Here is an 18,970-nt window from a genome sequence, read left to right on the forward strand (position 1 = left end):
CTTAACCGCAGGTGATTGCGGCAATCACATCGGTCTGGTCAAGCTGCACATTCACCCGTGCAGGATTGAAATCCAGCGTCACCGGATCACCGATCCGGTACATCCGCTTGGGTTCCGGCACGATCAGCGCGTTGGGGGCATCTTTGCCGATAAGGCTGGCATATCCCGCTGCGTTGCAGGTGTCGTTTGGCGTCGGTGCTGCGGGTGGCGCTGGCGGAGCATCCGGCGCAACGGGCGCGCAGGCAGACAAGGCAAAGCTCAGCAGCAGGCTCGGGATCAGGGTATGTTTCATACGCCGTACCTTGCCATGAAAGTCTCCACCGCGCCATCCACGACACGCTCGATTTCTGGCTCCGACACCGACTTGCTGACCCCGAACATCAAACGCGGCCAGACGTCGGCTTTGCAAAGCTCCATAAACTGGTCCGCCGCCAGCCGCTTGTCGGTAATCAGCAGCTCGCCCCGTGCCTCGGCCTGCTCGAAATAGCCGATCAATTCGGCCTGCATCATTGCAGGACCGGAGGTATAAAACCGCTGGCCCAACTCGGGGAAACGGTCCGATTCGGCCACACATATCCGGAAAACCTGTTGCGCGAAGGTCGAGGTCAGAAACCGCAAAAAATGCATGCCCGACTGTTTGAGCACCTCGTGTGGCGGCGCATCCATCTGGATCGTATCAAGCGCTTCACGTGACTGACGCTGGCATTCTGCATTCGCCACTTCCATAAACAACAGCCGTTTGTCAGGGAAATAGCTGTAAAGCGTCGCCTTGGACACCGCAGCCACCTTCGATATCTCGTCAACGCTGGCGCCTTCAAACCCGTCTGCCATGAAAACAGTGCGCGCGCCTTCAAGCACTTGGTCGTATTTGCGGCCCTTGCGGACTTTTTGTGCTGTCGCGATCATCAAGCCCTCCGGCATACTGTGCGTCAGGGTATAAACCGTATCGTTCAGTTCCAAGCCCTAATCGGAACCGCTTTGGCCGATGGGCAGTTGCCGTTGTGCAAATTAAACATTAGAATCATTCTAAACTATACCGAGGATCTTCCCATGCGCTTCTCGCTCAACCGCAAACGCTTCCGCGATCTGACCGAACAACAAGTTCTGGCGCTGGCCATTTCCTCCGAGGAGGACGACGCGCAAATCTATCGCGGCTATGCCGAGAGCCTGCGCGCTGAATTTCCCGACACCGCCGCAATTTTCGATGGCATGGCCGCCGAAGAAGACGAGCATCGCAAACGGTTGATCGACCTGCATGTCAAAAGGTTTGGCCCGACGATTCCCCTGATCCGGCGCGAACATGTCTCGGGCTATTATGCCCGCCGCCCGGTTTGGCTGACCCAGAATCTCGGGCTGGAGCGTATCCGCGCCGAAGCAGCCGCGATGGAGCATGACGCGGAGCATTTCTATCTCGCCGCCGCCGCCCGCACCACCGATGCCGATACCCGCAAACTTCTCGGGGACCTCGCCGCCGCCGAAGCGGGGCACCAATCTGCTGCCGAAAATCTGTCGAAAACCCATCTCGACCCCGACACGCTGGCCGATGAAGACAGCCGCGCGCACCGCCAGTTCATCCTGACGTGGGTCCAACCGGGGTTGGCGGGACTGATGGATGGCTCGGTCTCGACGCTGGCACCGATTTTCGCTACTGCCTTCGCCACTCATGACACCTGGACAACGTTTCTGGTCGGGCTCGCGGCTTCCGTCGGGGCGGGGATTTCGATGGGCTTTACCGAAGCCGCCTCCGACGACGGGGAGCTTTCGGGCCGTGGCTCGCCCACAAAACGCGGATTTGCCTCGGGGATCATGACCACTCTGGGCGGGCTCGGCCATGCGCTGCCCTATCTAATCACCGATTTCTGGACCGCAACGATGATTGCCATTGTGGTGGTTTTTGTCGAACTTTGGGCGATTGCATGGATCCAGAATAAGTTTATGGATACGCCATTTTTCCGCGCCGCCTTGCAGGTGGTGCTGGGCGGCGCTTTGGTTTTCGGCGCCGGTGTTTTGATCGGATCGGGTTAAAAAGCCGCCCTGCATAGGATAATAGCGCCTCCGCGCTGCGCGAAAGGTTGCGCTGGCGCTGCGGGCTGTCTATCCCTTTGCCATGCTGGCGATCTTCCTGAAAACCCTGCCGTTCTTTGCATTGATCGCCGTTGGCTATTGGGCGGGGCGCACGCGCTTTTTCACGCAAGAAGCCACTGCCTATCTGACCAAATTCGTTTTCTACTTTGCCCTCTCGGCGATGCTTTTCCGTTTTTCCGCCAATCTGTCACTGGCCGAGGTTTGGGATACGCGATTGGTTGTGGCATATCTCTGGGGCACATTGGCCGTATATGGCATCGCTAGCCTCGTCGGTTTCCTGCGGGGGTTAGACGTGCAGACCAACGCGATCGAGGCGCAATGTGCTGCCATCGGCAACACCGGGTTTTTGGGCGTGCCGATGCTGACCCTGCTTTTGGGCGCGCAAGCCATCGGGCCGGTGTTGATCGCTTTGACCATTGATATGATCGTGTTTTCCAGCTTGATCGTGATTCTGATCACCGGCGCACGCGATGGCCAGATGAGCTTGCGAACCCTGCGCACCATCGGACTGGGCCTGGTGAAAAACCCGATGATTGTTGCCATCGTACTGGGGTTTGTCTGGTCGGGGCTCCGCATCCCGATCCCTGATCCAATGAACGATTTCCTCGCCATTTTGGGCGGGGCGGCAACGCCCGGTGCGCTGTTTGCGATTGGGGCCTCGCTGGCCTCCAAATCGGCCGAACGCCTGCACATCGCCGGCTGGCTCAGCTTTTGCAAACTGGTGCTGCATCCGCTTTTCGTCGCTATCGGAGCGCTGGTTCTATTTGGCGTCGATCCCTACAAAGCTGGCGTGATCATTGCTACTGCGGCGCTCCCTGTGGCGGGCAATGTCTATATGCTGGCCCAACACTACGGTGTCGCGCCGCAACGGGTTTCTGCCGCCATCCTCGTCTCCACCGCGTTTAGCATTGTCACGGTCAGCCTTGTGGTTGCTTGGGTCTCTGCGCTTTAATTCCTCCGGTTAATAAGGAACTTACAATGAAAACTGTCTCGGAAAATGCCTGTTTTGGCGGCACCCAAGGGGTGTATTCCCATACGTCCGTTACCTGTGGCTGTGAGATGACATTTGGCCTGTTCCTGCCCGAGGAGGCCCGCGACGGGCCGGTGCCGGTGCTGTGGTATTTGTCGGGCCTGACCTGCACGCATGAGAACGCGATGACCAAAAGCGGGGCGCAGGTCTGGGCCGCCGAACACGGGATCGCGCTGGTCTTTCCCGATACCTCGCCGCGCGGCGAAGACGTGGCCGACGACGAGGCCTATGACCTCGGCAAAGGTGCCGGTTTTTACTTGAACGCAACGCAAGACCCATGGAAGCCGCATTTCAACATGTGGGACTATATCGCCACCGAATTGCCTGCACTGATCGGCGAGAACTTCTCTGTCGATATGACCCGCCAAGGCATCACCGGCCATTCGATGGGCGGGCACGGCGCGCTCACATTGGCGATGAACCTGCCCGAGCAGTACCGCTCGGTTTCGGCCTTCGCGCCGATTACCAACCCCTCCGCCAGTGACTGGGGCCGCAAACAACTCACCGCCTATCTGGGCGCGGACGAGACCACATGGCAGCGCCACGACGCCACCGTCATGATGGCCGAAAAGGGCTTCGACGGACCGGTGCTGATCGACCAAGGCACCGGCGACCAGTTTCTCGACCTGCTGAAGCCCGAAGCGCTTGCTGCTGCCATCGCCACCCGCCGCCAGCCCGCGACCTTCCGGATGCAACCGGGCTATGATCACAGCTATTTCTTCGTCGCTACCTTCATGGAAGACCACGTGGCCTTCCATGCCGATGCGCTCTACGCACTGTGACCGCGCTCTACATCGACGCTGACGCCTGCCCCGTGAAAGCCGAGGCCGAGCGTGTCGCAACCCGCCATAAGGTCGCCATGTTCGTGGTCTCCAACGGCGGACTGCGACCCTCGCAGAACCCGCTGGTGGAAACGGTGATTGTGGCTGATGGCCCCGACGTGGCCGACATGTGGATCGCCGAGCGCTGCGGTCCCGGCGATGTGGTGGTGACGGGCGACATTCCACTGGCCGCGCGCTGTGTCGAAGCAGGCGCGCGGGTGCTCAAACACAATGGCGAAGCCCTGACCCAAGCCAATATCGGCAACGTCCTCGCGACCCGCGATCTGATGACCGATCTGCGCGCCGCCGATCCGTTCCGGCAGGGCGGCGGCAAGGGGTTTACAAAGGCCGACCGGTCCCGCTTTCTGGAAGCACTGGAGCGGGAATTGCGGGCAGCAGCGCGCGTTTAGTTGATTTTGTGGCAAGCTGGCAGACCGACGCGAATTGCGCAGGGTCGCACGTGTTAAAAAGGTTGAAAGATGAAACCCGAAGCCGTCATTTTCGATATCGGCAATGTATTGATCGAATGGAATCCCGAGCGGTTTTACGACGCGCAGATCGGCCCTGACCGCCGCCGCGCAATGTTTGCCGCCGTGGACCTGCACGCGATGAACGACCGCGTCGACAGCGGAGAGCACTTCAGAGACACAATCTATGCGGTGGCCGAGGCAACGCCGGACTGGGCCGATGAAATCCGCCTGTGGCATGACCGCTGGATCGATATGGCGGCCCCCGAAATCAGCCATTCCGTGCGCTTGATGCGGGCCCTGCAGGCACGCGGCGTGCTGGTCTTTTCCCTGACAAACTTTGGCATTCAGAGCTACGATCACGCCGCCACGCACTACCCCTTTTTGCGCGCATTCGACCGCGATTACATCTCCGGCCATATGGGAGTGATCAAGCCCGATCCGGCGATCTTTGCCGCACTTGAAGCCGATTGCGGCGTCGCCCCCGAAGCACTGATCTTCACCGACGACCGCGCCGACAACATCGCCGCCGCTGCCAAACGCGGCTGGCACACCCATCACTTCACAGGGCCGCAAGGCTGGGCAGACCGTCTGGTCACTGAGGGCCTGCTAGACCCAAGCGAGGCCGTATGAGCACCATTCCCTTCATCCCCTTCGACGAGGGCAACGCGCTGCTCGATTGGATCGGGCTAACCGACGCTTTGGCTGCGGGCCACAGCATGCCCCGCGCCGAAATAGCCGATACATTCTTGTACCGCGGCAAAGACACCTTGCTGAACCGCGCGGCATGGATTGACGGCCTCGGGATCGCGGTAAAATCTGCAACGATTTTCCCCGAAAATCCCGCCAAAGGCACGCCGATGGTGAACGGCGGGCTTAACCTTTATGCCGACGGCAACGGGCTGCTTGAGGCAATTGTGGACTTCCACCTCGTCACCAAATGGAAGACTGCGGGCGACAGTTTGCTTGCCGCGCGGCGTCTGGCGCGGCCCGACAGTGAGAATATTCTGATCGTCGGGGCGGGCAATCAGGGGCGCGCTCTGCACGCCGCCTATAGCGCTGCGTTTCCGCAGGCGCGCTTTACCGTTTGGAACCGCACCCGCGCCAATGCCGACGCGATGGCGCAAGAACTGTCCGATTTGACCGTAGCGGATGATCTGGAAGAGGCAGTGCGCAAAGCCGATATCGTCACCAGCGCCACCATGTCGACCACACCGCTGATCAAAGGCGACTGGCTTCAGGCGGGACAGCATATCGATCTGATCGGCGCCTACCGCCCTGATATGCGCGAGGTTGATGACAAAGCTCTGCTGCGCGCCCGGGTATTTGTCGATAGCTTTGATACGACTCTCGGCCATATCGGTGAAATCGAAATTCCGCTGTCGGCCGGTACCATCACCCGCGACCACCTGATCGCCGACTACTATGGCCTCGACCGGTTCACCCGTCGCAGCGATGACGAGATCACCCTGTTCAAGAACGGTGGCGGCGCCCATCTGGATCTGATGACCAGCCGCTATATTCTCGACCGCTGGAAAACGCGGGCGTAGGAATTTCTGCCTGAGCGGCGCGGCTCAGGCAGTGACCAACCCTTCCAGCCGCCGCTCGCGGATCGGCAGGTGCACAATCGCGCTAAACGCGCCGACAGCGACCCCGATCCACCTAACAGCGGTATAGTTGCCATAGGCATCATACATCCGCCCGCCCAGCCAAACGCCTAAAAAGCTGCCCAACTGGTGGGAGAAAAACACGATCCCGTAGAGCGTGCCCATGTAGCGCAACCCGTAGATATGCGCGACCAGCCCCGAGGTCAGCGGCACTGTGGCCAACCAAAGTGACCCCATCGCCACCGAGAAAAGGATCACGGTGACCGGCGTGATCGGGAACATGATGAACAGCGCTGCAATCACCGTGCGGCCTGTGTAAATGCCCGCCAGCAGGTACTTTTTCGAGAACCGCTTGCCTGCCCAGCCTGCCGCCAGCGTGCCTGCAATATTCGCCAACCCGATCAGCGATATCGCCACAGCGCCGAGCGCAGAAGTCGTGGTAATGCCGATGTTATGCAGCACCCCGCCTGCGAGAATAGGGCCACACATTTCAGTCACGAAGGCCGGAAAATGCGCCGTGATAAACGCAAGTTGATAGCCGCAGGAGAAGAACCCGAGAAAGATCAGCGTGTAGGACGGGTCGCGAAACGCTTTGACCAGTATCTGGCCCAATGTTTCCTCAAGCTCGGCCTTGCTGGCCATCGCTGGTGCGCGCATCAACGGCAGTGTCAGTATCATTGACAAGATGACGCCAGCAAACACCATGAAGGTGGTCTGCCAGCTTAAAAAGCTCAGCATCCATTCCGCCGCTGGCGCACCAAAGACCTGCCCCGCGCTGCCCGCAGCCGTGGCAATCGCCAGCGACATGGAGCGATTTTCGCTGGACGAGGCCCGCCCTACAACGGCCAGGATCACGCCAAATCCGGTGCCTGCGATGCCGAAACCGACCAGCCACGCATAAGTTTGGTGTTCGATCGGGGTCGAAGAATTGGCCGAGAGCATCAGCCCCAACGCATAGACCACCGCGCCGATGATGATGGCTTTGCGGTCACCAATCTTTTCGGCAATGGCCCCGAATATCGGTTGTCCGATCCCCCAAGCGAGGTTTTGCAGCGCGATGGCAAGACTGAACTCGCTGCGCAGCCAACCGAATTCTTCGGCAATCGGGATTTGGAACACACCAAATGAGGCGCGGACCGCGAAGCTGACCATGATGATAACGCAGCCCACGATCAGGACGGGCGTGAAAAGCGGGGTGCGATCTGTCATGCGGGCTCCGTTCGGATGATCGCCAACATCTTTAGAAGAGTTGCCGCCAGCGTCAATTCAGCTTTCGTGCGGACCTATATGGCGAAACGTGATGTGTTGCCGCCTGTGCGCCGCCGCGTGATCGACAACCGGCCTTGTGCTACTTTCCAATGCAGGTGCGGCACGCTACATCACCGCCATGACAACTCTGCGCGAAAGCTATGACCGTAAGATCGCCGATGGCGTCCTGCAGGCCGACCCCGCCCAAGAAGCGGTGATCGGTGAATTTGACCGCATTCGCGAAGCACTTGAGCGGCCCGTGAAGAAATCCCTGTTTCGCAAGGCGCCCGAACCGCCGAAGGGGCTTTATCTTTGGGGCGGCGTCGGGCGCGGCAAATCCATGTTGATGGATATGTTTGTGCAGGGCTTGGATGGTATCCCGGCGCGCCGCGTCCATTTTCACGCTTTCATGCAAGAGATCCACTCGGCGATGCATGAGGCCCGCAAGACCGGGGTGGATGATGCCATCGCGCCTGTTGCCGCCGATGTGGCGGAAAAGGTCCGCCTGCTGGCTTTTGACGAGATGCAAATCAGCGACATCACTGATGCGATGATCGTCGGACGGCTATTTCAGGCGCTGTTTGCAGCAGGCGTTGTGGTGGTCACAACCTCAAACCGCGTGCCGGATGATCTGTATAAAAACGGCATCAACCGCGAAGTCTTTGTGCCGTTCATCCAGTTGATCAAGGATCATATGGTGGTGCAAGAGCTGGTCAGTCCGACTGACTACCGACAGGACCGTCTTGCAGGCTCGCAGGTCTATTTCACGCCGGTGAACGACGACAGCCGCGCGGCGATGAATGCCGTTTGGGATGATCTGGCCGGCGGTGCTGGCACCCCGCTGACCCTCCACGTGAAAGGCCGCGAGGTAGAGATCCCCGCATTCCGCAACGGCATGGCCCGCGCCAGTTTTCACGAGCTTTGCGGCAGACCGCTGGGTGCGGCGGACTATCTGGCCCTTGCCGACGCCGTGCGGGTGTTGCTGCTGGATAATATCCCCAGCCTTGGCCGCTCCAACTTCAACGAAGCAAAGCGCTTTGTGACCCTGATTGACGCGCTGTATGAGGCGCGCGTTCGGCTGGTCTGCTCGGCGGCGGCCAAGCCCGAGATGCTTTACCTTGAAGGCGAAGGCACCTTTGAGTTTGAACGCACGGCGTCACGGCTGCGCGAGATGCAATCCGACGGTTGGGGCAGCTAGGCCGCTGCTGGCCACCCTAAGGGCCCGCCACTATTGACGCAGATCAAGAATCCGAGATCTGGAACTGCTGGCTGTCGCTTACGGGGATTTCCGGATGGTACGGTGCATCGAAATTATACAGGACCCAAAGTCCTCCAATAACGATCAACATGCCGACGGCCACAAAAATAAGATGTGACTTGCTCGACACGATTTCCACCTCTGGCGTTGACGCAAATTTCCCTGTTTGTCCGCTCATAATGCTCATCCACAATCTCTCCTTTTATCACGCCAACATGACGCGTCAGGATTACGATTTGGTTTACACCATATTTGGCGTCCAGAGCAGCGGGGGGAGCGAAATATCGTAGCTTAGCTGTTTTCGCGCAACACGTTGCCAGCAAGGTAAAGCGACCCGCAAATCAGCACCTTCGCGCCTGGATCGCCCGCGACGATATCGCGTAGCGCCCCGGCGACATTTGCGGACTCGAAAGTGGTCATTCCCACAGAACGGGCGGCCTTTGCCGTCTCGCTGGCGGGTAATGTATTCGCCTCTCCGGGGATGGAGACGGCGTGCAAGCTGACGACATAGGGCACCAAGGGCCGTAGGTATCCTGCGATGTCTTTGGTGTTGAGCATCCCGCAGATCAGGTGCACCGGTTGCGATGCGCCGCCCGACAATGTTGCGGCCAACGCCTCGCCCGCTGCGGGGTTGTGACCGCCGTCTAACCAAAGCTGCGCAGTACCTGCTATATCAATCAGCGGGCCGTTTTTCAGGCGCTGCATGCGGGCGGGCCAATAGGCTTGGGTCACCGCTGCCTCACAGGCCGCGGCATCAACCCCGAAGTGGCGCAGCGCCGCGAGGGCTGCCCCTGCGTTCATGATCTGGTGCGGTCCGGGCAGCTTGGGCAGCGGCAGGTCAAGCAGGCCGGTCTCGTCCTGAAAAGCCATGCGTCCGGCCTCGGGCGCGATATGCCACTGCTGACCATAGGCGAGCAGCGGCGCGCCCAGTTTTTGCGCCCTTGCTTCGATCGCGTCCATGCCCTCTTCGGCCTGCGGGCCGACAACGCAAGTCACGCCGCGCTTGATGATCCCCGCCTTTTCGCCTGCAATCAAGGTTAGCGTATCGCCAAGATAATGCTGGTGGTCCAGGGACACCGGCGTGATCACCGTCAACGCCGGTTTCGCCACCACATTGGTAGCATCCAGCCGCCCGCCCAAGCCGACCTCAAGCAGAACGTAATCCGCAGGAGTGCGGGAAAACGCAAGGATCGCGGCGCAGGTGGTGATTTCGAAATAGGTGATGCTCTCGCCATTGTTGGCGGCATAGCATTCATCGAGTACAGCACTCAGCGCGTCTTCGTCGATCAACTCTCCGGCCAGCCGGATGCGTTCGTGGAAACGCGCCAGATGCGGCGAGGTATAGGCGTGAACGGTCTTGCCCGCGGCCTCTAGCCCCGCGCGGATCATCGCCTGCGTGGAGCCTTTGCCATTGGTGCCCGCCAGATGAATCACTGGCGGAAGGTTGTCCTGCGGGTTGCCCAGCGCCTCCAGCAGCCGCCACATCCTGTCCAAGGTCAAATCGATGATCTTGGGGTGCAGCGCCATCATCCGCTCAAGGATGGCGTCGGATGTTGTCTCGCTCATTTCTTGGCGACTGGCTTCGCGGCGGGCTGCTTGTTCTCGGTCAGCGCGTGATCGAGATCACCCCCCTCAGCCGGCGCAGGCAAATCTCCCCGCACGGCTGGCGGCAGGCCGAGCAACATCCGCGTGATATTGATCAGCTCGTCCCGCAGCTCGGTGCGTGGGGTGACGCGGTCCAGCATCCCGTGATCCAGCAGATATTCGGCGCGCTGGAAGCCCTCGGGAAGCTTTTCGCGGATGGTTTGTTCAATCACCCGAGGACCGGCAAAGCAGATCAGCGCGTTAGGCTCGGCAATATGCACATCTCCCAGCATCGCATAGCTCGCGGTAACGCCGCCTGTGGTCGGGTGGGTCAGCACGACGATATAGGGCAGGCCCGCTTCCTTGAGCATCTGCACGGCGACCGTGGTGCGCGGCATTTGCATCAGGCTCAGGATGCCTTCTTGCATCCGCGCGCCACCGGCAGCTGAGAACAGGATCAGCGGGCGCTTGAGCTTTACAGCTTCTTGTGCGGCAGCAATGATCGCGTTGCCAACATACATGCCCATTGATCCGGCCATGAAGGAAAAATCCTGACAGGCAGCAACGATCGGCGTGCGGCCCATCTCGCCGGTGGCCACCAGCATCGCTTCGGCTTCGCCGGTCGATTTCTGCGCAGCTTTCAGGCGGTCGGGGTATTTCTTTTGATCGCGGAAATGCAGCGGATCAACCGTCGGCGCGGGCACTTTGACTTCGGAGAAAACACCCCCGTCAAACAGCGCCTTGAACCGTTCACGCGGGGTGATCGGCATGTGATGGCCGCAGTTGGTGCAGACATTCAGGTTGTCGGACACTTCGCGGTGAAACAGCATGGTGCCGCATTCATCGCATTTGGTCCACAGGTTGTCCGGCGTTTCGCGACGCGAAAAGATCGAGTTGATCCGGGGCCGGACGTAGTTCGTGATCCAGTTCATATGAGGTTCCTGATGCCGCTAGTTGCCCCTGAGATAAGCCGCAGCGGAAGAAATTGCAATCAACGGCGTATTGCCAGCCTTGCGGCCAGCCAGCCGACCAGCATCAGCATGAAATCCACTGGTAACCAGTCGCGGATCGCCGCCGCATCACCAAGGCCGAATGGCGCCAGAAACAGCGCCAAACCGGATAGGTCATCCGGCATCGAAATAAACAGGATCGCCGAGACATTGTTCCAGAAATGCAGGGCAATTGCGGGGCCGAGAGAGCCGGATCGTGCGGTCAGATCGGCCATCATCATGCCAAAAATCCCCGCCCAAAGTGCGATCAGAATCGCATTGTCACCGGCTGAATCGGGCAGGTAATGGCCAAGGGCAAACAGCACCGAGGGCAGCACCATCCACACCAGCGGAGAGCGGAACCTCGCCGCCAGTTGCTGCTGCACATAGCCGCGAAAAACGATTTCCTCGGCGCTGACTTGCACCAGCACGGCGAGCAGCGAGAACGGCAACAGCACCGCCCAGCGGCTGACCGGCATGTTTAGCGTCAACTCGCCGCCCATATCCCAAGGCGGCAACACAAACAGCACCACCGCCAACCCGACCATCATCAGCGAAACGGCGGTAAACTGCGGCACAAACAGCGCCCGCGGCCCCAGCAAGCTGCGTGCAGAGCGTTTGTGTATTACCCGCACGGCGACGCCGACTGCCACCGTCATAAACACAAAACTGAACAACAGGATAAACATCGCCGCCACGGTCCGCCCCGTCAGCAACTGATCATAAAGACCAACATCCTGCGGCCCGACAAAGTTATAGACTGTTTGGAAGAACAACTGGTTCAGCGCGACATACCCAATAACCGTCAACAAACACCCCAGCGCAAATTGCCAAAGCGCTGATCTGGGGCGGGCGGGCGCGACAAAATCTTCGTGGGCGCGGTAATCAGGCCGCGAGATCATTGCCGCCGCTCCGGCGCGGAGTGGGCACGGTTACGCACGCTAACCTCGCGTGGCAGGGCGATCTTGGCCTCGCGCAGCAGGTCCGCAACAGATGTCAGATGCCCCGCCACTGTGTGCAGCAAGCTGAGCAACATGGTCCGGTCACTCTCCATCACAGCACGAAATTCCTCCGCACCGATGCGCAAGAACTGCACGTCCTCAAGGGCGGTCAGGTCCAACTGGCGCGGCTCGTCCAGAATGATGGCCAGATCACCGATCATTCGCCCCGGCTCAACGTCGGAGACATGATGCGGCATCCCGTCGAGATCATTCCACGACAGTTCTGCCAGCCCCGACAGACATAGATAAACCGCATCAGGCCGGTCCCCTATGGAGAACACACGCTGCCCCGGCTCAGCGCGATACCACTGCGCCGAAAAGGCTAACAAGCGTTGGCTGCGCGGGTCCAAACCGCCGAACAGCGGATTGCGGGCAAGAATGCGCAGCTTGCGCCGCAGATCGGTTGAGGCAGCCTCGTCCTCGACGGGATCTTCGGCTTCGTGCAGACCGTCAATCCGTCCGCCCCGCACCACCACATGCATGTCGAACTCTTCGGGCTTCTCAAAGCGGTCGCGCAGGTAAATTTGCGTGGTCTTGGGCAGCAAATCACTGAGTCGGTCGCGCAGCTTGGCCTGCGCTTCGGCGTTCTGGCCGCTGGACAGCTGGTTGCAAATCAAAACATCAGGACGTTTGAGCGCGGCACGCCCCAATGCAGCACGTTCCTGCACCAGCGTTGGCAGGTTGGTGCCGCCGATCACTGTCGGCAGATCGAACACGAGGGCCGAGATCATCTGTTGTAGCCCATGCGCCTCAAGCACCTCGGAGACCGCATCTATTACCAGATCGGACTGCACGCCCGCCATCGAAGACACCCGCCCATAAAGCAGGTTTTCCAGTATCGTCAGGCGCGGCAGATAAGTGGTTGGTGCAATCGGCACGAACATATCGCTGACCCGCGCCCGCAGGCTGGCGCCGCTGGTCTGGCGAATACGCAAAATCTCTTCTTTAAAGCTGTCGGGAAATGCCGGACCAAACTGTTCGGCCGTAAAGGCAAAAGGCACGGTCAGCAGCAGCGCGAACTCTTCTTGGGTCAACGCGCCGTCGCCCTTGTCGCGGCGGCGCGAAGCGATATCGACCAGTTGCTCGTAAAGCTCCTCTTCGATGCCAAGGGCGGTGAACAAGGGATGTCCGGTGCCGTCCATGCCAAAGGTCTGGTGCAGGGTTTCCACCAGCGTCTGCGAGATCGCGATCCCCTGCTCGGCCAAGCCTTGTTCGGTTACCATCCCCAGAAACGCCCGTTGTGCGGCCAAGCCCTGCTGGCTGATACTGCGGATCGGCGAGGCGAACATCAGGTTGCTGCCTAAAGGCACGGCAGGGTTAAACCGGTCGGGGTCAAATCGATAGACAACCTTGTTCAACCTGCGCGCTACCAGCTTGTCATGAACCTCGTCGCGCAGCGCCACCAATTGTTTGGTCAGGTCGGGATGACGCTCGGGGTCGACCTGCATGGTCAGCATGTTGCGGAAGACCATTTCGGCATTGCCCATCGCTTCGGTCAGACGGAACCACCAGTCGCCGACCTCGGTCGCTTCGGTAAAATCCGCCAATGCAGGATTAAGCCAGTCGGCGGTGGGGTCTTCGCGGCTGTTGCCTGTCCGGTAGGCCTCCAGCAAATTGCGGCTAAAGCGGGTCTTGCTGCCCTTTGGCTCAAGCGTCGGACCGGTCCTGAGCGACATCAACAAGTTATCGCCGAGACTGCCCTGAAAAAGATAGGGCTGCGCGGCGGCATATCCGATACGCGCGGCCAGCACTGCCTGATGCAGGGTTGCCAGATCGCGGCCTGCGATTTCGATGCGCCCCCGTGCCGGCATTACTTCACGGGTGAGCACTTCGGCCAGCGCGGTGCGCTCCGATTGCACGGGCACCTCGATGGCGACGCGCGCGCCTTGGGGGATGTGGAGACTGATATCCTCAAGCAGCATGTTGCCGTCGGCATTGCGCACCGAGACGTTGATCATTTCGACATCGCCGTCGAGTCGCGGAATACTCTCGGGCACGCCTGCAAATAGCGCCTCGTCGACCATGCCTTTCGGCGCGAACCGTTCAGTCACCACGTCCCAGCGCAACCCCATATCCTGCGTCTGGTTGTAGTAGTCCAACAGCTCCTTCCACGGGCTCGACAAATCCTTGTAGGCGGCCAGCGCCGCCACCAGCGCCCCCACGGTGATCTGCCCCTTGATCGCCAGATAACCGCCCACAGCATAAAAGAAGAACGGCGTGAGCTGGGTAATGAAGTTGTTGAGAAACTTCATGAAGAATTTCTTTTGGTAAATCTGGAAACGGATATCAAAGAGCCGCCCCAGCCGGTCGGTGAACTGCGCCAAGCGGTAGCGCCAGCCGCCATTGGTGCGCAGATCGGCAATGCCCGCCGCTGTCTCGCCAATCTCGGCAGAGAGCGCCCGCACCTCGATCACGCGGGCTTTGTTCAACTGGTTGATCTGCCGTTGCAGCACCGGAATGAGCCATGCCTGCAGCGGGATCAGCGCCACCCCAGCCAGCCCGAACCACGGGCTTTGCACAAACAAAAACGCCACGATGACCAGCATCTGTCCCGCCTGAAACACTGGCTGGGCGACGAAATCGCCCATCAACCCGCCCATCGGCTCGGCCTCGGAGGTGACCATGCTGACCAATTCGCCTTGCGAAGTGGTTTGGAAATAGCTGCGCGGGAAACGCATCATCCGGTCGATCAACTGATAGCGAAACCGCCGCAAAAGCCGCTCGGACAACACACCCTTCATGGTGTTCAACCGCATTTTCAAAACGCCGTGCACCAAGACCGCCGCCAGATAGGCAAAGCACAGCACAAACAAAAACTGCACCTGAGTGACTTCGGTGCCAAACAGGTCAATGACCGCGTCTTTGGCCCCGATAGCATCGTTGATGATGCGTTTGGGCAGTTCAAGCGTCACATAGAGGAACGGGAAGGTGAACAGCGTAAAGGCCAGCAAGACCAGCTGTTCGCGCCGCGAGTATTTCCAGATGAAGGAAAACAGGCTGGGTTCCATGCACCGGACTTTCGCTTGGGGGCGGGCACGGAGCCGACCTTCGGAGGGGTTGGGCGAACCTAAGCCCAGCATCGCCGCTTTACAACATGCCGCCTTGACGCTTGCAGCACTTGGTTTGCACGACTATGCCGTTACAGACACGAATTTCGCGGAGGCCCAGATGTCCACTAACCAGCGCTTTGACAAATCGAAACTGCCCAGCCGACACGTAACCGAAGGGCCCGCACGCGCGCCGCACCGGTCCTATTACTATGCGATGGGCATGACCGAACAGGAAATCCACCAGCCGCTGGTCGGCGTGGCGACCTGCTGGAACGAAGCCGCGCCTTGCAACATCTCGCTGAACCGTCAGGCACAGGCCGTAAAAATCGGCGTGAAGCGTGAGCAAGGCACACCGCGCGAATTTACGACGATCACCGTGACCGACGGCATCGCGATGGGCCATGAGGGCATGCGCTCCTCGCTGGCCTCACGCGAAGCCATTACCGATTCAGTTGAGCTGACCATGCGCGGCCACTGCTATGACGCGCTTGTGGGTCTTGCCGGATGCGACAAATCCCTGCCCGGTATGATGATGGCGATGATCCGTCTGAACGTACCCTCTGTGTTCTTGTATGGCGGGTCGATCCTGCCGGGCAAAGTGCCTGAAGGCGCCAAAGTGCCTGCCGAATTCGCCAACCGCGACCTGACTGTGCAAGACATGTTCGAAGCCGTCGGCAACTGGCAGAACGGCTCCATGACCGAGGCCGAACTGGATATTCTGGAACGCGTCGCCTGCCCTACATCCGGTGCTTGCGGTGGCCAGTTCACCGCCAACACAATGGCCTGCGTGTCCGAGGCGATCGGCCTCGCGCTGCTCAACTCGTCGGGCATGCCAGCGCCCTACGAATCGCGCGATGAATATGCCGTGGCCTCTGGTGCTGCGGTGATGAACCTGATCGAAAAGAACATTCGCGCCCGCGATGTATGTAGCCGTGAAGCGTTTGAAAATGCGGCGCGTGTTGTGGCCTGCACCGGCGGGTCGACCAACGCCGGTCTGCACTTGCCCGCGATGGCGCATGAGGCGGGCATCGACTTTTTCCTCGACGACGTCTGCGAAATCTTCCGCGACACTCCTTATTTCGTCGATATGAAGCCCGGCGGGTCGCATGTGGCAAAAGACCTTTATGACGCGGGCGGCATCCCTGTGGTAATGAAGGAATTGCGCAAGGCGGGCCTGCTGCACGCGGATTGCATCACCGCTTCGGGGTATTCCATCGGCGAAGAGCTCGACAAAATCACCCGCGAAGCCGACGGCAAGGTGATCCATGCCATCGAGACCCCGATCAGCAAAACCGGCGGCGTTGTCGGCCTCAAGGGCAACCTTGCCCCCGAAGGTGCCATCGTGAAAATCGCGGGCATGGCCGAAGAACATATCGTCTTTACCGGCCCCGCGCTGGTGTTCGAATGTGAGCAGGATGCCTTTGAAGCCGTCCAGAACCGCGCCTATTCCGAAGGCGATGTTTTCGTGATCCGCAACGAAGGCCCCGCAGGCGGCCCCGGCATGCGCGAAATGCTGGCGACCACGGCGGCCCTTTCCGGTCAGGGCATGGGCAAGAAGGTGGCGCTGATCACTGACGGTCGCTTCTCCGGCGCGACCCGTGGTTTCTGCGTCGGCCATGTCGGCCCCGAAGCCGCGCATGGCGGGCCGATTGCCCTGCTGAAAAATGGCGATATGATCACGCTGGATGCAATCAAAGGCTCGATCAGTGTCGATCTGACCGATGACGAACTGGCAGAGCGCAAGAAGGCATGGGCCGGACCGCGTCCGACCAACTACGCCAGCGGCGCGCTTTGGAAGTACGCCCAGCTTGTCGGCCCGACTTATCTGGGGGCGGTGACCCATCCCGGCGCCAAGGTGGAAACACATGACTACATGGACCTGTAAGGCCCTCATCGCATCGCTGGCGCTTGGTTTCTTGGGCGCCTGCGATGCCACGACCTTGGGGCAGCCCGCCGTTGACGCGGGCGAACCTCAGGCACTTGGGCGGGTCGCCCTTGCCAAAGGTGCGGTGACCTTGGTGCCGCCGCAGGGCTTTTGCATCGACCGCAGCAGCATTAAACCGCGTTTTGCCTTGATGGCGCGCTGCGATGCGCTCGGCGCACCGGCTTCATCCTCTATCGGGGCACCGGTTGCGTTGATCACCGTCAGCCTACTGGAAGCCGCAGCGAGCGCACCGCTGCCTACCCCAGCCCAGACCGCCACGGCCGCCAATCTGGTCAAGGTCTCAAACCCGTCGGACGCCAAAGACATGATCTTGTATCGCGCCGAAGGCCCGGTGCCCGTCGCGGGGCTCGACCCCCGCCACTGGCGCGGGACGGCGCGTGCGGGCGGCTTCATCCTCGGCGTCGCACTCTATGGTCCACCCGACAGCCGGGCGCAGTCAGACGAAGGCCGCGACATTGTACGCGAACTTATCGCCCGGACCATCGCGGCTAACTAATTTTGCTTCTCAGATCGCACCCGCCCGCATGATCCCCGAAATTCTTGCCTAATCGTTTGAACGAAACGCACCGCGTGGCTAGACTGGGCAAAAACCAAAGGCAGAGCGCATATGTCCAAATTCGGGGAGAGCTTTCTAGATGGCAAGCTTTACGCAAGCCAGATCAGACGCTGGGCGATTGCCGCGCGCAAGGCAGGCACCACTGACCTTCCGGCCCTGAGGCGTCAGCGCAGCCGCGCTCGGCAATTGAAAACGCATCTCGACAGGCTTTTGCATATCGCGGACGAACGACTGGCATTGCCGATGATCGGCTCGTCGAGCTTTCCCAAACCGCATAACGCCGATTGGGCGTGGCGGCCCGAACTGTGGCGCGGCCCGCTGCCGATGCCGGGGCTGAGTTCGGTCAAAACCAAATCGATGCTGGGCAGTGAGGTGACGCTGTTTCACGATTGCGACTTCTCCGAATTGACCCTGCGCCAGTTGCGCAACCTGCGCGAAAAAGATCTCGCCGCCTATGGGCTGCGCATGGACGTGTTCAAATTTGACGGGTCGTTCCTGTCGCTGGTCATCGACCTGCCAGACACCGCGATCAAAGGGCTGAAACGCAATCACCTGCTGCGGATGGATGCCATCGTCGAGATGGAAAAACCGCTGGAGATTTTCGCGCGCCTCAACATCAAACACGGACCCAACACCGAACAGATTGTCCGCGAACTGCCCCTGAACGAAGAGAACATTCGCGTGGAATTCGACCTCGCCTATTCCAACCTGAACGAAAAGCTGGTGGAACGGGCGTGGATTGATCTGATCTTTGAAGGCCCGCAGATGAATCAAGTTATCCTGCGCGATCTGACCTTCTCGCGCCGCCCGCGCGCACAAATCTGAGGACTGCCGGTATGAGCACGCTGCAACTGACCAAGACCAAGATGCAACAGGGCGTATGGGAAGGGATCGTGACCCAATCAGTCAGCGGTGTGCCGCAGGTCGAGGTGACCCATCAAGGCAAGGTCCTGGACGAAGTAAAACTGGTGCAGGATCCGCAGGAAAAGCGCTGGATCCTCTCGGTGCCGGTACCGCGAGACGCGATTGCCGACGGGGTGCAGACCCTGTTGATCCGCGACAAGGTTGCGGGCGACCTGATCGGCCATGTGACGCTGCTGGCGGGCGAAGATCTGGGCGGGGATATCCGCGCCGAAATGGATCTGTTGCGCGCCGAGCTTGATATGCTCAAGCGGGCATTCCGGCGGCATTGCCTCGAAACCAGCTAAACCGACAGACTTGTATAGATGAGAGGGCTTTGCCCCCTCACACTCCCGCAGAGTTTAACTGGCCAAATGAAATGAACCAAACGCAAACGGGGTCCGCTGGTATGGCGGACCCCGTTGGTCG

At 60.1% G+C, this 18,970-nt stretch carries 19 protein-coding genes; 11 read left to right on the forward strand and 8 right to left on the reverse strand.

What is annotated here, in order from left to right; translation table 11 throughout:
- Position 1 precedes the first annotated feature (1 nt).
- A complete protein-coding gene (locus BM174_RS05070; RefSeq protein WP_093922759.1) occupies positions 2-292 on the reverse strand; it encodes an I78 family peptidase inhibitor in 291 nt (96 codons plus the stop codon).
- Positions 289-906, reverse strand: coding sequence for a TetR/AcrR family transcriptional regulator (locus BM174_RS05075; RefSeq protein ID WP_245766272.1), 618 nt, complete (start codon positions 904-906; stop codon positions 289-291). The genes BM174_RS05070 and BM174_RS05075 overlap by 4 nt, the downstream gene beginning before the upstream one ends.
- Before the next feature lie 144 nt (positions 907-1,050).
- Here BM174_RS05075 and mbfA point away from each other — a divergent pair, with 144 nt between their 5' ends.
- From mbfA to BM174_RS05105, 6 genes are all read left to right on the forward strand, one after another.
- A complete protein-coding gene (gene mbfA / locus BM174_RS05080) occupies positions 1,051-2,025 on the forward strand; it encodes an iron exporter MbfA (RefSeq protein ID WP_093922761.1) in 975 nt (324 codons plus the stop codon).
- A gap of 82 nt (positions 2,026-2,107) precedes the next feature.
- Positions 2,108-3,037, forward strand: coding sequence for an AEC family transporter (locus BM174_RS05085; RefSeq protein WP_093922762.1), 930 nt, complete (start codon positions 2,108-2,110; stop codon positions 3,035-3,037).
- A gap of 26 nt (positions 3,038-3,063) precedes the next feature.
- The gene (fghA, locus tag BM174_RS05090) at positions 3,064-3,897 is read left to right on the forward strand and encodes an S-formylglutathione hydrolase (protein WP_093922763.1); all 834 of its coding nucleotides are present in this window, start codon (positions 3,064-3,066) and stop codon (positions 3,895-3,897) included.
- Positions 3,894-4,346, forward strand: coding sequence for a YaiI/YqxD family protein (locus tag BM174_RS05095; RefSeq protein ID WP_093922764.1), 453 nt, complete (start codon positions 3,894-3,896; stop codon positions 4,344-4,346). The genes fghA and BM174_RS05095 overlap by 4 nt, the downstream gene beginning before the upstream one ends.
- Positions 4,347-4,415: 69 nt before the next feature.
- Positions 4,416-5,036, forward strand: coding sequence for an HAD family hydrolase (locus BM174_RS05100; protein WP_093922765.1), 621 nt, complete (start codon positions 4,416-4,418; stop codon positions 5,034-5,036).
- Complete coding sequence (locus BM174_RS05105; RefSeq protein ID WP_093922766.1) at positions 5,033-5,953, forward strand: ornithine cyclodeaminase family protein; 921 nt, start codon at positions 5,033-5,035, stop codon at positions 5,951-5,953. Before BM174_RS05100 ends, BM174_RS05105 begins: the two co-directional genes overlap by 4 nt.
- Before the next feature lie 24 nt (positions 5,954-5,977).
- Here the strand turns inward: BM174_RS05105 and BM174_RS05110 are convergent, their stop codons facing one another.
- Positions 5,978-7,219, reverse strand: a complete 1,242-nt coding sequence (locus BM174_RS05110) for an MFS transporter (protein WP_093922767.1) — start codon at positions 7,217-7,219, stop codon at positions 5,978-5,980.
- 178 nt (positions 7,220-7,397) lie between these two features.
- Between BM174_RS05110 and zapE the strand changes: the two genes are divergently transcribed.
- The gene (gene zapE, locus BM174_RS05115) at positions 7,398-8,456 is read left to right on the forward strand and encodes a cell division protein ZapE (RefSeq protein ID WP_093922934.1); all 1,059 of its coding nucleotides are present in this window, start codon (positions 7,398-7,400) and stop codon (positions 8,454-8,456) included.
- Positions 8,457-8,499: 43 nt separating this feature from the next.
- Here zapE and BM174_RS05120 read toward each other — a convergent pair whose 3' ends face one another.
- From BM174_RS05120 to BM174_RS05140, 5 genes are all read right to left on the reverse strand, one after another.
- On the reverse strand, positions 8,500-8,703 hold the full coding sequence (locus BM174_RS05120; protein ID WP_093922768.1) for a hypothetical protein: 204 nt from the start codon (positions 8,701-8,703) through the stop codon (positions 8,500-8,502).
- Between the two features lie 104 nt (positions 8,704-8,807).
- On the reverse strand, positions 8,808-10,082 hold the full coding sequence (locus BM174_RS05125; RefSeq protein ID WP_093922769.1) for a bifunctional folylpolyglutamate synthase/dihydrofolate synthase: 1,275 nt from the start codon (positions 10,080-10,082) through the stop codon (positions 8,808-8,810).
- The gene (gene accD, locus BM174_RS05130; RefSeq protein ID WP_093922770.1) at positions 10,079-11,032 is read right to left on the reverse strand and encodes an acetyl-CoA carboxylase, carboxyltransferase subunit beta; all 954 of its coding nucleotides are present in this window, start codon (positions 11,030-11,032) and stop codon (positions 10,079-10,081) included. The genes BM174_RS05125 and accD overlap by 4 nt, the downstream gene beginning before the upstream one ends.
- 59 nt (positions 11,033-11,091) lie before the next feature.
- On the reverse strand, positions 11,092-11,991 hold the full coding sequence (locus BM174_RS05135) for a CPBP family intramembrane glutamic endopeptidase (protein ID WP_093922771.1): 900 nt from the start codon (positions 11,989-11,991) through the stop codon (positions 11,092-11,094).
- On the reverse strand, positions 11,988-15,098 hold the full coding sequence (locus BM174_RS05140; RefSeq protein WP_093922772.1) for an ABC transporter transmembrane domain-containing protein: 3,111 nt from the start codon (positions 15,096-15,098) through the stop codon (positions 11,988-11,990). Before BM174_RS05140 ends, BM174_RS05135 begins: the two co-directional genes overlap by 4 nt.
- 160 nt (positions 15,099-15,258) lie before the next feature.
- Between BM174_RS05140 and ilvD the strand changes: the two genes are divergently transcribed.
- From ilvD to BM174_RS05160, 4 genes are all read left to right on the forward strand, one after another.
- Positions 15,259-17,025: a dihydroxy-acid dehydratase gene (ilvD, locus tag BM174_RS05145; RefSeq protein WP_093922935.1), complete on the forward strand. Its 1,767-nt coding sequence runs from the start codon at positions 15,259-15,261 to the stop codon at positions 17,023-17,025.
- Entirely contained in the window at positions 17,006-17,581 is a 576-nt protein-coding gene (locus BM174_RS05150; RefSeq protein WP_093922773.1) for a hypothetical protein, read from the forward strand. The genes ilvD and BM174_RS05150 overlap by 20 nt, the downstream gene beginning before the upstream one ends.
- 111 nt (positions 17,582-17,692) lie before the next feature.
- Complete coding sequence (locus tag BM174_RS05155; protein WP_093922774.1) at positions 17,693-18,466, forward strand: DUF6478 family protein; 774 nt, start codon at positions 17,693-17,695, stop codon at positions 18,464-18,466.
- Between the two features lie 11 nt (positions 18,467-18,477).
- The gene (locus tag BM174_RS05160; RefSeq protein ID WP_093922775.1) at positions 18,478-18,849 is read left to right on the forward strand and encodes a hypothetical protein; all 372 of its coding nucleotides are present in this window, start codon (positions 18,478-18,480) and stop codon (positions 18,847-18,849) included.
- Positions 18,850-18,970 lie beyond the last annotated feature (121 nt).

It is taken from the genome of Sulfitobacter brevis, from assembly GCF_900112755.1.
Taxonomy (GTDB): domain Bacteria; phylum Pseudomonadota; class Alphaproteobacteria; order Rhodobacterales; family Rhodobacteraceae; genus Sulfitobacter; species Sulfitobacter brevis.

Coding starts and splice junctions, on each gene's coding strand:
- BM174_RS05105 (WP_093922766.1), top strand. CDS start 5,033: ATGAGCACCATTCCCTTCATCCCCTTCGACGAGGGCAACGCGCTGCTC.
- BM174_RS05110 (WP_093922767.1), bottom strand. CDS start 7,219: ATGACAGATCGCACCCCGCTTTTCACGCCCGTCCTGATCGTGGGCTGC.
- BM174_RS05120 (WP_093922768.1), bottom strand. CDS start 8,703: ATGAGCATTATGAGCGGACAAACAGGGAAATTTGCGTCAACGCCAGAG.
- BM174_RS05160 (WP_093922775.1), top strand. CDS start 18,478: ATGAGCACGCTGCAACTGACCAAGACCAAGATGCAACAGGGCGTATGG.
- BM174_RS05075 (WP_245766272.1), bottom strand. CDS start 906: ATGATCGCGACAGCACAAAAAGTCCGCAAGGGCCGCAAATACGACCAA.
- ilvD (WP_093922935.1), top strand. CDS start 15,259: ATGTCCACTAACCAGCGCTTTGACAAATCGAAACTGCCCAGCCGACAC.
- accD (WP_093922770.1), bottom strand. CDS start 11,032: ATGAACTGGATCACGAACTACGTCCGGCCCCGGATCAACTCGATCTTT.
- BM174_RS05085 (WP_093922762.1), top strand. CDS start 2,108: ATGCTGGCGATCTTCCTGAAAACCCTGCCGTTCTTTGCATTGATCGCC.
- BM174_RS05100 (WP_093922765.1), top strand. CDS start 4,416: ATGAAACCCGAAGCCGTCATTTTCGATATCGGCAATGTATTGATCGAA.
- BM174_RS05150 (WP_093922773.1), top strand. CDS start 17,006: ATGACTACATGGACCTGTAAGGCCCTCATCGCATCGCTGGCGCTTGGT.
- zapE (WP_093922934.1), top strand. CDS start 7,398: ATGACAACTCTGCGCGAAAGCTATGACCGTAAGATCGCCGATGGCGTC.
- BM174_RS05155 (WP_093922774.1), top strand. CDS start 17,693: ATGTCCAAATTCGGGGAGAGCTTTCTAGATGGCAAGCTTTACGCAAGC.
- BM174_RS05140 (WP_093922772.1), bottom strand. CDS start 15,098: ATGGAACCCAGCCTGTTTTCCTTCATCTGGAAATACTCGCGGCGCGAA.
- mbfA (WP_093922761.1), top strand. CDS start 1,051: ATGCGCTTCTCGCTCAACCGCAAACGCTTCCGCGATCTGACCGAACAA.
- BM174_RS05070 (WP_093922759.1), bottom strand. CDS start 292: ATGAAACATACCCTGATCCCGAGCCTGCTGCTGAGCTTTGCCTTGTCT.
- fghA (WP_093922763.1), top strand. CDS start 3,064: ATGAAAACTGTCTCGGAAAATGCCTGTTTTGGCGGCACCCAAGGGGTG.
- BM174_RS05125 (WP_093922769.1), bottom strand. CDS start 10,082: ATGAGCGAGACAACATCCGACGCCATCCTTGAGCGGATGATGGCGCTG.
- BM174_RS05135 (WP_093922771.1), bottom strand. CDS start 11,991: ATGATCTCGCGGCCTGATTACCGCGCCCACGAAGATTTTGTCGCGCCC.